Origin of the sequence: Amycolatopsis sp., from assembly GCF_035276945.1 — a bacterium.
In the GTDB taxonomy this organism is placed as follows: Bacteria; Actinomycetota; Actinomycetes; order Mycobacteriales; family Pseudonocardiaceae; genus Amycolatopsis_E.
Genome location: NZ_DATELF010000160.1, coordinates 1 through 14,587, shown reverse-complemented (window position 1 = coordinate 14,587; position 14,587 = coordinate 1). Strand labels below are relative to the sequence as shown.

Here is a 14,587-nt window from a genome sequence, read left to right as displayed (position 1 = left end):
GATGGCCGCGCGGACGCGGACAGTGCGAGACCTTCCCCATGCGCTCCGCGAGGACGCGCGGCTCGCCGAGCGCCTCGCCGGGCGGCGCCCCGCAGTGTTCCTCGACTACGACGGGGTCCTGACGCCGATCGTGGACCGGCCGGAGGACGCCCGGATCTCGGACAGCATGCGGCGCGCCGTGCGGGCGCTCGCCCGCCGCTGCCCGGTCTGCGTGGTCAGCGGGCGGGACCGCCGCGTGGTGCAGGACTTGATGGGCATCGACGACCTGGTGGTCGCCGGGAGCCACGGTTTCGACATCTGGAGCCCGGTCGAGGGCACCATCCAGCACGACGCCGCCGGCGGGTTCGGCGACATCATCCCGGAAGTCACCGAGCGGCTGCGCGCCGAAGTCGGCTCGATCGAGGGCGTGCGGGTAGAACCGAAGAAAGCCGCGGTCGCCGTGCACTACCGGCTCGTCGACCCGGTTCAGCACGAGCGGATCACCGGTGTCGTGGAGACCCTGCTGTCCGAGTGGCCCGACGGGCTGAAGGTCACCCCGGGCAAGATGGTCTACGAACTTCAGCCGAAGATCGACTGGAACAAGGGCCGGGCCGTGCTCTACCTGCTCGGTGCCCTCGGCCTGGATTCCGAGGACGTGGTGCCGCTCTATCTCGGCGACGACCTCACCGACGAGGACGCGTTCCAGGTGCTCGCGGGGGTCGGCGGCATCGGCATCCTGATCGGCGATCCCGGCGATCCGGAGGTGGACGACCGGCCCACGGCGGCGGACTTCGTGCTCTCGTCCCCGGACGAGGTGGAACAGCTGTTGTCCGCGATGGCGGCGGAGAACGATCGCGACCAGTACACCGCCGCCGGCCAGATCCTGGTCTACGACCACTTCGATCCCGGCAGCGAAGGGCTACGGGAGGCATTGACCTCGACGGGCAACGGCTACTTCTGCACCCGCGGCGCGGCCGAATGGGAGGACACCGGTGTCCACTACCCGGGCACCTACGCCCACGGAGGCTACAACCGGGAGACCACCATCCTCGGCGGCCGTCCGGTCCCGAACGAGGACCTGGTGAATCTGCCGAACTGGCTGGTGCTCAAGCTTCGCATCAACGGCGAGGAAGCGATCCGGCTCAGCAACGTCGATCTGATCTCCTACCAGCACTCCTACGACATCCGGCTCGCGACCGTGCGGCGCGAGGTGCGCTTCCGCGACCGAGCCGGCCGGGTGACGACGCTGAACAGCCGCCGCTTCGTCAGCATGGCCCACAGCCACCAGGCCGGTATCGAGTGGACGGTGACACCGGAGAACTGGTCGGGTCACGTCGACGTCATCTCGGCACTCGACGGCCGGGTGACCAACCAGATGGTCTCCCGCTACCGCGAGCTCGAGGGGCGCCACCTCGATCCGGTCTCCCCGCGCACGTTCGGCCCGGAGACCATCGCGCTGAAGGTGGAGACCCGGCAGTCGAACATCTACGTCGCCGAGGCCGCCCGTACCCGCGTCTTCTCCGACGGCGGGCAGCTCCCCGTGGAACGTGAGTTGTACCAGACGGAGGACTACATCCAGCAGGTCATTTCCTTCGAGGTGACGCAGGGGCGGCCGGTGCGCGTGGAAAAGATCGTGTCGCTGTTCACCACACACGACAACGCGATCACCGAAACGCTGACGGCGGCGGGCCGGTATGTGCTGCGTTCCCCGGATTTCGCGGCCGCGCTGGAGGAGCACATCGAGGCGTGGAAGGAACTGTGGGACGTCTGCGACATCGAACTGCCCAAGGAACCGCGGACGGAATTCTTGCTCCGCTTCCACGTGGCGCACGTGCTGCAGGTGTGTTCCCGGCACACCGCGCGGCACGACGCGGGTGTCCCGGCCCGCGGGCTCAACGGCGAGGCCTACCGCGGCCACGTGTTCTGGGACGAGCTTTTCATCTACCCGTTCCTCAACTACCGCCTGCCGGGCATCACTCGCGCGTTGCTCCTTTACCGTTACCGCAGGCTCACCGAGGCCCGCGCGGCCGCCCGTGAGGCGGGCTACCGGGGCGCGATGTATCCGTGGCAGAGCGGCAGCGACGGCTCCGAGGAAACCCAGGTCGTCCATCTCAACCCGTTGTCCGGGCAATGGGATCCCGACCTCAGCCACAATCAGCGCCACGTCAGTGCCGCGATCTTCTACAACGTCTGGATGTACTACCTCGCCACGGACGACCGGGAGTTCCTGCGCGACTACGGCGCGGAGATGATGCTCGAAATCGCCCGTTTCTGGGCTTCGATAGCGCATTACAACCCGGAACGCGACCGTTTCGAGATCCACGGCGTGATGGGACCCGACGAATTCCACGAGCGCTGTCCCGGCGCCAGGGAGGGCGGCCTGCGCAACAACGCCTACACCAACGTCATGGTGGCCTGGATCGCCGACACGGCACCCCGCGTGCTGGACCTGCTTCCGGCCAGCCGCCGTGCCGCGCTGTGCACGCGCCTCGGTATCACCGGAGAGGAGCTGCACAGGTGGGACGAAATGAGCCGGAAGATGTACGTGCCGTTCCATCCGGACGGCGTCATCAGCCAGTTCGAGGGCTACTACGAGCTCGAAGAGCTTGACTGGGAGCGCTACCGGGCCAAGCACGGCAACATCCAGCGGACGGACCGGATCCTCAGGGCGGAGGGCGAGGATCCCAACCGGTTCAAGGTGGCCAAGCAGGCCGACACCGTCATGCTGTTCTTCCTCTTCTCCGACGAGGAACTGCGCGCGCTGTTCGATCGGCTCGGCTACCGGTACAGCGCGGACGTGGGGCGCCGCACGATCGAGTACTACGACCGGCGCACCTCCCACGGCTCGACGCTGAGCCTGGTCACCCACGCCGGGGTGCTCGCCGCCCGGGACCCGAAGAGCTCGTGGGACCGGTTCATGGTGGCGCTGCAGAGCGACATCGGCGACGTCCAGGGCGGGACCACGAAGGAGGGCATCCACATGGGAGTGATGTCCGGGACGCTGGATCTGCTGCAGCGCTACTACGCGGGCTGTGACGCCCGGGACGGCGTGTTGTACTTCTCGCCCACGTTGCTGGACCGCCTCAGCGGGCTGGTGTTCTCCATGCAGTTCCGTGCCAGTTCGCTCCGAATTTCGATCACGGGGGACGAGCTGACCGTGCTCGCGCACCCCGAAGGTTTCCGCGGACCGCTCCGGGTCGGAGTCGGAGACGAGGTCCGGGAAATCGAAGCGGGCCAGCGCTGCGTGTTCTCGTTACCGCACGGGGCGGACGCAAAAAGGAGTCACCATGGCGACGGGCTTTAGGGGCTTTAGGGGCTTTGGGGGTGCCATTTTCGACGTCGACGGCGTGCTCGTCGACTCGCCACACGCGCGAGCCTGGAAGGACTCGCTGCGCGAACTGATGGAGACCGACTGGGCCGGTATCCGCGACCAAACCACGTGGACGGACGAGCGCTTCACGCCGCAGGTGTACCAGCAGGTGATCTCCGGCAAGCCCCGGGCGGCCGGCGCGCTCGCCGCGCTGGAGTATTTCGGGGTGCCCGGCGCGGAGGAACGCGTCGGGGCCTATGGCGCCCACAAACAGAACATGGTCATCAAGCTCATCGAGGCGGGCAAGTTCGAAGCCTATCCGGACGCGCTACGGTTCGTGCTCGCCGTGAAGGCCACGGGCATCCCGACGTCGGCGGCGTCATCGTCGAAGAACGCCGGGCTTTTCCTGCGGCAGATCCGGTTGGACACCTTCGCCGAGCGCGAAAACCTGTCCTGTGACTTCGTCAAGCCCGGGCTCACCCTGCTCGACTCGTTCGATGCCGATATTTCCGGCCGCGATTTCGCCCGCGGCAAGCCGGACCCCGAGATCTTCCTGACCGCCGCGGAAGAACTCGGCGTCGCCCCGCGCAACTGCTTCGTCGTCGAGGACGCGGCCAGCGGCATCAAGGCCGCGAAGGCCGGGGGCATGGCGGCACTGGGCGTTGCCAGGGCGTCGGACGAGGACCTGCTCGCGGCCGAGGGTGCCGACCTCATCGTCACCTCTCTCGACGAGGTCGACGTCACGATGCTCAGCCGCCATCAACTGGTGAGGGGAACGTCATGAACAGCCGGGCGACCCCCACCGCGAGTCCGCGGCTCGTGCCCGAACCCCGCGAGGGCACCCTCGCCGTCGGTGTCGACATCGGCGGCACCAAGATCGCCGCCGGGGTGGTCGACCCGGGCGGGCGGATAGTGACCCGAACCCGCCGCCCGACCCCGGCCGACGACCCGGCCAGGACCCAGGACAGCATCGCCGACGCAGTCCGGGAACTGATCAGCGCCTACCCGGTCGCGGGGGTCGGCCTGGGCGCGGCGGGCTTCGTCGACGAAAACCGCTCGACCGTCCTTTTCGCACCGAATCTGGCCTGGCGCGACGAGCACCTGGGGGAGTCGCTGCGGGACCGGCTCGGGCTACCGGTCGTCGTCGAAAACGACGCCAACGCCGCCGCGTGGGCCGAAGTCCGGTTCGGCGCCGCCCGCGGGGAAACCCACGTCGTCATCCTGACCATCGGCACCGGAATCGGTGGCGGCATCGTCCTGGACGGGAAACTGCTGCGAGGCCGGCACGGACTGGCCGCCGAAGTCGGGCACCTCAACATCGTTCCCGACGGCCGGCGCTGCGGGTGCGGCCTGCACGGCTGCTGGGAGCAGTACGGCAGCGGGCGCGCGCTCGTCCAGGAAGCGCAGGAACAGGCGATGGTTTCCCCCTTGCTGGCGCGCGAAATGCTCCGGCTCGCGGGGGGCCGGGCGGAGGCCATCACCGGCCAGATGGTGACCGCGGCCGCCATCGCCGGGGATGTCGCGGCGCTGCACTGCTTCGACGAGCTGAGCAAGTGGCTCGGCCGGGGGATGGCGGAACTGGCCGCGGTCCTGGACCCGGGCATGTTCGTCATCGCCGGTGGCGTGTCCGACGCCGGCGAACTCCTGCGCGCGCGGGTCGAGGCCGTCTTTCGCCGGAACCTGATCGGGCGGGGACAGCGTCCGGTCGCCACCGTCCGTATCGCGGAACTGGGTAACGAGGCCGGGATCGTCGGCGCGGCCGACCTGTCCCGCCAGCGCTGAGGGCCGCTCGCGCCCGGGGACCCCCGGATTCTGGGGGCGCGAGCGGCTCCCGGTATCCGTCAGACGCCCACGGCGAGTTCGCGCTCGGGCGGGGGTCCGACGACGACGAGGTCGAGATCGTCGACGGCCATGGCCGGCGGTGCTCCGTCCGGCCTGCGCCGCTTGGTTTCGTCGTAGACGTGGTCCTCGGTCGGCCTGCCCATGATCTCGAAGAACCGCTCGAAGATGTCCGGTGCGAGGATGCCCAGCATGTGCGTGTTGTGGGCGTCGAAGGCGAAGGTGTGGATGGTGCCCGCCGGCGCGTGGACGAAGTCACCCCTGGTCAGCAGGACCTCCTCCCCGTTGATGTAGAGCCAGGTCCGGCCCGACAGGCACAGGAAGGTTTCCGTGTGCTCGCGGTGGAAGTGCATGAGGAAGTAGCGCCCCGGGCCGCCGAGCGTGCTGACCGCGAAGTAACGGTTCCCCGTGTTGATCCCGCGTACCACGTAGGTGTTCAGCGCGTTCGGCGCGGCCAGGCGGTCTCCTTCGCCGGCACGCAGGAAGTACGGGCTGGCGTCGGTCGGAAGCTTCGCGTCCCACTCGTCGGTCGCGCGGACCTCGTCGAGCTGCGGGAAGGTGATGCCCAGTGGACCGCCGAGTTCGGCCCGCCGTTGCCGGTTGCCGCGGTGCTGCGGCCTGGCGGGGTGAATGTGCGCACCGACCGGAAGGCCCAGTTTCTCGATGTAGTCGAGCGCGCCGCCGGGTGCGGCCCAGACGAGCAGGCGGGTGTTGTGGGCGAGCATCCGGTAGGCGACCGGCGTGCCGGGTGGCACGTGGAGGGAGTCCCCCGGCATCAGGATCCGGCTGCGGTTGCCGAGCCAGGCCTGTACGGTGCCGTCCACCACCAGAAAGGAACGCTGGTGGTCCCGATGCGTGTGATACCCCGTGCGGGCGCCGCGGCCGCCGTTCACGAAGGCCGCGTCGAAAAGGCCGCCCGTGTCCAGCGCACGCGCGAAGACAGTCCAAAGCTGACCGTCTACTTCATACCGTTTTCCTTCGCCGCCGGCCATGAAGTACGGTGCCGGCTCACCGGGCAACTGGTTGCGCAGGAGCGCCCGCTTGTGCATGTGTTCCAGATCGAGGCTCATGGTGTTCTCCGTCCGATCCGTCGGCGGGCCCTCGCCTACCGCACGCATCGGTCAGGATCCCGGCCGGTCGTCACGCCCCTGGACGAACTCCGCTTCGGCAGGCCTCATTGTGACGGGGCGGTCACGAAGCGGCGACGCCGTGATGTTCTTTCTCCGAAAACGTCCCCGAATGTCCGATCCGTGGGTGTACCCGCGCGTTGTCCTGGCCCAGCCGTCGTGGATGTGCTACTTCTGAGCGCGCCGGGAGTCGGGAGTCATGATGGATCGTTGTGCCGTGCTGGTCGACGCGGGGTACCTGCTTGGTGCCGCGGGCACCCTCCTCGGTGGTGAGGCGGACCGCAGCAACCTCGAGGTCGAGTACGAACGCCTCGTGGGCGCGCTGATCGACGAGGCCCAGCGGCAGACCGGAATGCCGGTTCTCCGCGTACTGTGGTACGACGCCGCGTACAACGCCCAACCCACCCCGGATCATCGCGCACTCCGGGTGCTGCCGGATGTGAAGGTCCGGCTCGGCGAATTGGTCAAACGGGGAAATCGCGTCCAGCAGAAGGGCGTCGATTCCTACCTGCAACGTGACCTGACAGCGCTGGCGCGGAACCACGCGGTCGCCGACGCGGTGCTGGTCGGCGGGGACGAAGACCTGCGGAGGGCACTGGAGGAGGCTCAGGACTACGGTGTGCGCGTCCACCTGTGGGGTGTGGAGGCGGCGGCGCCGGAGTACAACCAAAGCCAGTCGCTGATCGGCGAGGCCGACCGCCGGTGGGTCATCTCCGGCGGGTGGATCGGCGAATTCGTGCGGCTACGGGAAGCGAACCCGGCTACGGCAGCGGCGCCGGAAGCAAGCGACGCGCCCTCCGTCGAGGAACGGACGCCGGAACAGCCCCGGTCCCCGGCCGCTCGAGTTACGCCGCGGGTCAGCCCGGCCGATATCGCACGGCTTCAGACCGCCTTTCACCATCGGGACGGCGGAAGGCCCGAACCAGCGGGGAGAACCGGGCGGGGCTGGGAAGTCCGGCCCGTCGAGCATGACGACATCCCCCGGCTCCAGACCTTGACGACCGCGCGGCAGGCGTGGCTGGACAACGAAGAGGACGCCACCCACACCACCGCGAACCCGGCCGAGGTCGGCGCGAGGTTCGGTAGCCGGTGGGCCGCGCGTGCCTCCCGGGAGCAGCGGGAGGCACTGCTGGCCAACCAGAAGCCCCCGCCCTACCTGGACGGGGAACTCCTGCGCTACGCCGAACGCTCGGGCATCGACACCTGGGACGACGAACCCGCCAAGCACGCGGTCCGTGGCGGGTTCTGGGAATCCGTTTCCCGCTCACCCTCCTGACATTCGTCCAGGTTGTACGGAAGTGGCCGGTCCCGTCGAAGACCACCGACGGCGTTCACACGTCGTTCCCCGGGCTTTTCCCGTGTGCGCGTGGACGGATTCGAATGCGCTCACCCGTATTCGAGGGGGACGCAGTGGCGCGCGCACGTTTTCGGTATGCGGCGATGTTCGGTGTGATCGGCCTGCTGGGTGGTACGATCCCGGCCGCGGAAGCTTATGAAGAGCAGGCGAAGCACGTTCTCTTGTTGAGTGTGGACGGACTACATCAGTCCGATTTGGTCTACTACGTCCCGAACCACCCGGGCTCGGCGCTGGCCTCGTTGGTGCGTAAGGGAACCGAGTACACCCACGCAGTGCTGGTTCCCCCGGTCCGGTTGGCCGAGGAATCCCGCCCATGTGCAGAACAGGTTCACCGATGTGCCGGCGGTCAACACGCGGGTGACGGCTTTGTGGACTATGCCCCTGGGATCAACCTGTTCGCGCGCCCATTGTTCTTGGACCCCGCCGAAAAAGAACCGCGGCCGGACTGCGAGGAGCTGACCGAGGAGGGCGTGGCCACCGCGCGTGCCCGCGTCGACGATCCGCGGCTGGCGCAGGCCTCGCCGTGCCGCCCGATCGGCCACGCGCGGCGCCCCCGAACACCATCGCATCGACAACGGCCGGCGCCTCAGTCGTCGGCGGCCTCAGGTGACGCGATGCCGGAAACCAGCCGGTTGATCTCGTTCTCGTCGTTGGTGGGACCCAGGGCGCCCAGTTCGGCGACCCGCCTGCGCCGCTCGCGGTTTCCCCTGCCGGAGCAGAAGATCACCGGACCCGTGTACAGGCCGGCCGACCGGAAGAACTCGAGGTCGTCGATGCCCGCGTCGGCGACGCCGTGCCGGCCGAAATCGCTCAGGATGACAGCGGGTTTCGTCCGCTCGAGGGCTTCGATGGCCGAGGTGCGGTCGGTGGCGATCGTGACGTTCGCACCGCGCGTGGTCCACAGATCGGTGAGGCGCTTGTTGGACAACGGGTGGTCGTCGATCCACAGGATGTTCATGCCGGTCATGGGGCCCGACATGCCGGGAGAAAGGATCAGCCTCTGCCGGGGCTCGACCGAGAACTCCAGGAGCCAGTCATGGTCGAACTCCGGCGCCCGGTAGGTCGAGGCGAAGTCGGGGGTCAAGGGCCGGCTCAGCAGCTTCTGGAGCTGCTCCGGATCGACCGGGCCGTTCAGGCTTTCGATCAGGCCGACGAAGTCACGGTCGGCGGCGAGGGCGGGGAACTCGGGCGGGAGTTCCCGTTCCAGGATCTCGAGATGCCGGGTGAGAACCTCTTCCTTCGCGTCGGGCAGCGGTGGCTTCAGGCCCTTGCCGTCGAACAGGTCCCGCCATTCCTCCGGCTCCCGGTCGCCCCCTTGCCGGACCACCGAGCGGAAGCGGTGGTAGGAGATGAACTCGGCGATCGGGTCCTCGGCCCGGGGATTCGCCATGATCCGGTAGAAGCCCGGGTAGAAGTGCTGCAGCATGACGACCTTGACCAGGTTCTCGACACCGATTTCGGCCCAGGACCGGTTCAGGTGGTACTCGAGCACGAAGCTGTTGATGAGCCGTTTGATCCGGCGCGGGTTCCGCCCCGACCGTTCGGTGATCATGCTCTTCATGGCGTCGTCGAACAGCCGGCTGGTCCGTGACCTGTCCAGGTAGCCATCGACCAGCCGTCTCGCCAGCGGCGTGCTCGGTGCCGGGATCCGGTAGTTGATCTGAATGATCTTCTCCAGGTATTCGACCGCGCCGGCCGACTCGCCAGATCCGCTCGAATTCCGGACGGCGCGCCACAGCACCGACTGGTCGCAGGCCAGCACGAACACCACACCCGGCACGTCGAGATACAGCTTGATCGCCTCGCAGACCTCCACGATCCTCTCGTTCGCGCAGCGGTCCAGATCGTCGATGAACACCACCAGCAACCGCCTGCCGTCGCCGCGGCCGCCGGCCTGGATCCACCCGGCGAACATCTCCCGGAGCACACCCTTGATCTGGTTGCGGGACTTGGCGTCCAGTGCCATCGCCCGCCACATCTCGTCGATGACCCGTCCGAGACCGAAGAAACTGGCCAGGATGAGCGCCGACGCGTGCAGCAAGCCGATGAGGTGCGTCCGCCGGGACATCGACCGGACGGCCCGGCGGATGACGTTGCGGTCGAACCGCAGCAGCACCGACTTGATCAGCCCTTCCAACGCACTGGCCCGCCCCGACGTCCAGGCGTTGAACCACACGGTGGAGACGGCCTTCTCGGTGGCGAGGGTCGCCTCCAGGCGGTGCATCAGGCTGCTCTTGCCCATGCCCCAGGCCGCGTCGATGGCGAGCGTGAACGGCGCGGCTGCGCGCGACGCGATGATCAGGTCCGCCAGACTGCGGGCGCTCTCGGTGGCTTCCAGCAGGTCGAAGTCGTCATCGCCGCCGACCGGCGCGTCGTTGAGTACGACGAACCGGCGGTCCGGGGTTTCGGACACGGTGAAGCCGTCTTCGTCGAACATGGACCGGACCGTCGGAGTGGTCATGGACCTTTTCTAGCGGATCGGTCCGGGCCGTGTCAGGATCCCGGGGTGATCCGCAGGACCTTGTCGTCATCGCCGTCCGAGGTGGTCACGTACAGGGCGCCGTCCGGGCCACCGCGGACGGCGCGCAGCCTGCCATAGGTGTCGTCGAACTGGCCGGGCAGGCTGACCTCGGTGATGGCGCCTGGTTCGTCCACAGTGAACAGCAGCATCTTCTGGCCCTTCAACGCCACCACCGCGAGCCGCCCGTCGAGAAAGCCCCATTGGCCACCGGTGATGAACGCGGCACCGCAGATCGCTTCCGTGATCTTCCCGGAAGTCCACAATGGACTGACCGCGTCCGGGAAGCGGACGGTGTCGGTCATCGGGACACTCTCGTCGTACGACGTCTCGGTACCGCCCCGGGACGGGTCCCAGCCGTAGTTGGCGCCCGTGCGCAGCAGGTTGATCTCGTCGTCGAAGGTGGGCCCGTGCTCGGCGGTGAACACCTGGCCGGTGCCCGGGCGCACCGCGACGCCCTGTATGTTGCGGTGGCCGTAGGTGTAGACGCGCTGCTCGGCGGGATCCGCCGAGGAGATGAACGGGTTGTCCGGCAGGCCCAACCCGGTTTCCAGGTCGATCCGCAGCACCTTGCCGCCGAGGCTGTGCCGGTCCTGGGCGACCGGCGGGCGCGCGGTGTCGCCGGTCCCGACCAGCAGCGCGCCGTCGGCCGCGATCGCCGGTCGGCAGCCGGAATGCCGGCCGCTGGGGTTGACCGGCAGCCCGGTGAGCAGGTCACGCACCCGCGTCGCGCTCCGCTCGTCGGCCGAGAGGGTCCACGTGACCAGCCGGACGTCGACCGCCTGCCCGCGCTCCTGGTGTGCCTGGCAGGTGGTGAATCGGCGCGTCCGGGCGAAGTCCGGGTGCACGACCATGCCCATCAGCCCGCCCTCGCCACGGGCGTACACATCGGACAGATCGGCGGCGACGGTGCGGACCGCCGGTCCGTCGATCAGCGCCAGCGTCCCCGGCCGCTGGGTCACCAGGAGCTTGCCGTCCGGCAGGAACCCGATGTCCCACCCGTGCTGCAGCCCCTGCGCGAGCACCTCGACCTTCAGCGCGCCGCCGCCCGGCACCGTGCGTGCCGGGTTGGGCAGATCCTGGGCGGGCGAGCTCGAGCAGGCCGCCGCGAGCAGGACGACGGAGATCAGGGCCTTTCGCATGCCCGCATGATGTCACGTCGCATATGCCGAGGATGTCAGGTTCGCGCTGACTCGGGTCTTCGCCCGTCTCGCCGTGGACGCGACCGATTACCGGATCGGTGTGGCTTCCACGAGGCTGCTCCGGGTCGGTGCGCGCGTCCGGCCGGGATTGTTCCCGGCATTCACCGTCGATTGTTTCCAGTACTGAAAAAGGCATATCAAATCTGCGCGGAGGGATCTTGGCGTAATCAGTCTGGTCGCCGTTGTGTTTTCACCGGGAAATTACTTCGGAGTATCCCTGTCCGATCCGATCGAATTGAAGTAGGGTTCTCGTCCGCCGGGCCGGGGAGGCGTCACCGACATTCGATGGGACCGAAATGGATCAACTGGGGTCGATGACGGAACTGGGTTTTGGCTGGATCACCCCGGTGCTGTCCTACGTCATGGCCTGCGTCGGTGGCGCGCTCGGGCTGCGCTGCATGGTGCGCGCGCTGAACGCGGCGGGCCGTTCACGGCGGAACTGGCTGATCGGCAGCGCGACGGCGATCGGCACCGGGATCTGGACGATGCACTTCATCGCGATGCTGGGCTTCGGTGTCACCGGCACCGACGTGCGCTACGACGTCCTGCTGACCCTGCTGAGCCTGGTGATCGCCATCGTGGTGGTCGGCATCGGCGTGTTCGCCGTCGGTTACAGCCACTCGCGCACGCTGTCGGTGCTCCTTGGCGGGCTGGTCGCGGGGCTGGGCGTGGCCGCGATGCACTACGTGGGCATGGCCGCGATGCAACTGTCCGGGCGCGTCGGCTACCACCCCGTGGTGGTCGCGCTGTCCGTCGCGATCGCGGTCGCCGCCGCCACGGCCGCCCTGTGGGCGACGCTGACCATCCACGGCCCGATCTCGGCGGTCGGCGCGTCGCTGGTGATGGGCGTCGCGGTCAGCGCGATGCACTACACCGGCATGGCCGCGGTCCGGGTCGAGGTCCACGCCGCACACGGCGCGGTGGCCGGCGCCACCCCGATGCAGTTCGTGTTCCCGCTGGCCGTCGTCCTGGGTTCGTATTTGTTCCTGACCTCGGCGTTCGTCGCGCTTTCGCCGGGCGGGCCACAACAATGGGGCGAGCTCACCCCGGAAACGGAGCCGGGTGAGGCCACCCGGTCGATCCGGGCGTGACCGGGTTTCCGATCGGGGGGCTGGAGAATTGATGCCCGTGCGGCACGGGCTGTCCGCCCGTTATCCGAACACGCAGTCACTCGCGCGCCGGTTGCGCCCGAAATCGGTGCGCGCGAAAGTCGTCGCCCTGCTGATGGTGCCGGTCGTTTCGCTTATGGTGCTGTGGGCACTGGCGACCGTGTCCACGGTCCAGGACGCGTGGACGCTCCGGCAGCTCAAGGAGCTCAACGCCAACCTCACCGGGCCGGTCGCGAAGCTGGTCGCGAGCCTGCAGGCCGAGCGGGCGGCGGTAGCCCTGTACCTGTCCTCGAACGGCACCGGCGACCAGGCCGGCCTCGCCCAGCGGCACGGCGAGACCGAAGGTGCGTCGCGAGGGCTTCAGGACGGCGTAGCGCGCACCAGCGCCGACCTCGCGAGCCTCGCCCCGGAGGTGAGCCACCGCCTCGACGGAGTCACCGGCGATGTCGGTCGCCTGCAGGCCGACCAGGCCGCTATCGCCGCGCGGCAGAAGGACTGGCAGAGCGCTTTCGACGCCTACGGCACGGCGATCCAGGACGCGTTCGCGGTCGAGTCCGCGCTGACTGATGTCCAAAGTGGAGGTTCGGCCAAGGTCGTCGTGCCACTGGCCCAGATCGGGGAGATGCTCGCCCGCCAGGACGCCGTCGCCACCTCCGCGAACGCGAACGGGCGGATGACCGCCGACCAGTACCGGAGTTTCACCGACGCGCTGGGCGGGCAGCAAGTCCTCACCACCAACGCGGTGCCCGACCTGCGGGCGGATGCGCGGGCCGCGTTCGGCCGGCTGGCCGGCGGCAGTGCGTACGCCTCGCTTACCGGACTGCAGAACGCGCTGCGCACCGACATGTCCGGCCGGGCCACCGCGGTCGCCGTCGGCAACGGAGCGTGGCGGGCGGCGGTCGATCCGGTCACGGCGAACCTCCGCACGATCACCTCGGACGCCAGTGCCGCCGCCACCTCCGAGGCCGACTCGGCCGGCGATACCGCGCTGACCCAGGGCGCCGTGACCGTCATCCTCGGCCTGGCCGCCGTGCTCGCGGCGCTGGTGATCTCCGTGCGGATCGGGCGTGGCCTGGTGGTCGAACTGGTCGGGCTGCGGGACTCGGCGCTGGAGCTGGCCCGCCACCGGCTGCCGCGGGCGATGCTGCGGCTCCGGGCGGGGGAGAGCATCGACGTCGATGCCGACGTGCCGGTCGTGACCCCCGGGGACGGCGAGATCGGCCAGGTCGGCGACGCACTCAACGCGGTGCAACGATCCGCGCTGCAGGCCGCCGCCGAACGCGCGGAGCTGCTGCACGGCGTGTCCGGGGTGTTCGTCACGCTCGCCCGGCGCAGCCAGTCCCTGGTGCACCGCCAGCTGAGCCTGCTCGACGCGATGGAGCGGCGTACGGAGGACCCGGCCGAGCTGGAGGACCTGTACCGCCTGGACCATCTGGCCGCGCGGATGCGGCGGCACGCGGAGGGCCTGATCATCATGTCCGGCGCGGCGCCGGGCCGGGCGTGGAGCAACCCGGTGCCACTGATGACCGTGATCCGCGCGGCGGTCGCCGAGGTCGAAGAGTTCCAGCGGGTCGAGGTGCGGCGCATGCCGGAGGTCTCGGTGCAGGGCTCGGCGGTGGCCGACCTGACGCATATGATCGCCGAGCTGGTCGAGAACGCCACGTCGTTCTCGCCGCCCAACACCGTCGTGCTGGTGCACGGCGAGCCGGTGGGCGCCGGGTTCGTCGTGGAGATCGAAGATCGCGGCCTGGGCATGAAGCCGGCGACCATGGCCGAGGCCAACCAGCGCATCGCGCAGGCCCATCAGCTCGACCTGTTCGACCGCGACCAGCTCGGCTTCTACGTGGTGAGCCGCCTGGCCAACCGCCAGAACATCGGCGTGACACTGCGCCGCTCGGCCTACGGCGGGACGACGGCCGTGCTGCTGCTGCCGGCCGCCATCCTCACCCGGTACGACCCGGTGACCGGATTCGAGGAAAGGCCCCGGCGCGCCCGGCAGCCCTCGGTGGTGTCCGCGCCGTCGGTGCGGGTCGATCCGCAACCCCGCCACGCCGCGGTCAAGGAGCTGCCCCGGGCCGCCGCCCCTGATCCGAAACCACCGCCGGTACCGCCGCCCGCCGTCGCGCCGCCGGGTGACGACCGCACG

Annotated in this window: 9 protein-coding genes; 6 read left to right on the top strand and 3 right to left on the bottom strand. The window is 69.0% G+C overall.

All coding sequences use genetic code 11. The annotated features are described in order from the left end of the window. Window position 1: 1 nt before the first annotated feature. The 3 genes from otsB to VJT49_RS29185 are packed head-to-tail and all read left to right on the top strand — an operon-like array spanning window position 2 to window position 5,071. Window positions 2-3,283: a trehalose-phosphatase gene (gene otsB, locus VJT49_RS29195; RefSeq protein WP_324168176.1), complete on the top strand. Its 3,282-nt coding sequence runs from the start codon at window positions 2-4 to the stop codon at window positions 3,281-3,283. Further along, window positions 3,267-4,073: an HAD-IA family hydrolase gene (locus VJT49_RS29190; RefSeq protein ID WP_324168175.1), complete on the top strand. Its 807-nt coding sequence runs from the start codon at window positions 3,267-3,269 to the stop codon at window positions 4,071-4,073. The genes otsB and VJT49_RS29190 overlap by 17 nt, the downstream gene beginning before the upstream one ends. Continuing rightward, window positions 4,070-5,071 (top strand): ROK family glucokinase, encoded by a 1,002-nt coding sequence (locus VJT49_RS29185; protein ID WP_324168174.1) that lies wholly within the window; start codon window positions 4,070-4,072, stop codon window positions 5,069-5,071. Before VJT49_RS29190 ends, VJT49_RS29185 begins: the two co-directional genes overlap by 4 nt. A gap of 59 nt (window positions 5,072-5,130) precedes the next feature. On the opposite strand, the gene VJT49_RS29180 is transcribed toward VJT49_RS29185, so the two are convergent. Beyond that, window positions 5,131-6,198, bottom strand: coding sequence for a quercetin 2,3-dioxygenase (locus VJT49_RS29180; RefSeq protein ID WP_324168173.1), 1,068 nt, complete (start codon window positions 6,196-6,198; stop codon window positions 5,131-5,133). Window positions 6,199-6,454: 256 nt separating this feature from the next. Between VJT49_RS29180 and VJT49_RS29175 the strand changes: the two genes are divergently transcribed. Then, window positions 6,455-7,531, top strand: coding sequence for an NYN domain-containing protein (locus VJT49_RS29175; protein ID WP_324168172.1), 1,077 nt, complete (start codon window positions 6,455-6,457; stop codon window positions 7,529-7,531). A 667-nt stretch (window positions 7,532-8,198) separates the two neighbouring features. Here the strand turns inward: VJT49_RS29175 and VJT49_RS29170 are convergent. Next, window positions 8,199-10,073, bottom strand: a complete 1,875-nt coding sequence (locus VJT49_RS29170; RefSeq protein ID WP_324168171.1) for a P-loop NTPase fold protein — start codon at window positions 10,071-10,073, stop codon at window positions 8,199-8,201. 32 nt (window positions 10,074-10,105) lie between these two features. Next, on the bottom strand, window positions 10,106-11,272 hold the full coding sequence (locus tag VJT49_RS29165; protein ID WP_324168170.1) for a PQQ-dependent sugar dehydrogenase: 1,167 nt from the start codon (window positions 11,270-11,272) through the stop codon (window positions 10,106-10,108). Window positions 11,273-11,646: 374 nt separating this feature from the next. On the opposite strand from VJT49_RS29165, the gene VJT49_RS29160 reads away from it, so the two are divergent. Then, window positions 11,647-12,423: an MHYT domain-containing protein gene (locus VJT49_RS29160; protein WP_324168169.1), complete on the top strand. Its 777-nt coding sequence runs from the start codon at window positions 11,647-11,649 to the stop codon at window positions 12,421-12,423. A gap of 31 nt (window positions 12,424-12,454) precedes the next feature. Next, window positions 12,455-14,587, top strand: a 2,133-nt coding sequence (locus VJT49_RS29155) for a nitrate- and nitrite sensing domain-containing protein (RefSeq protein ID WP_324168168.1), incomplete at its 3' end; no start/stop codon positions are given.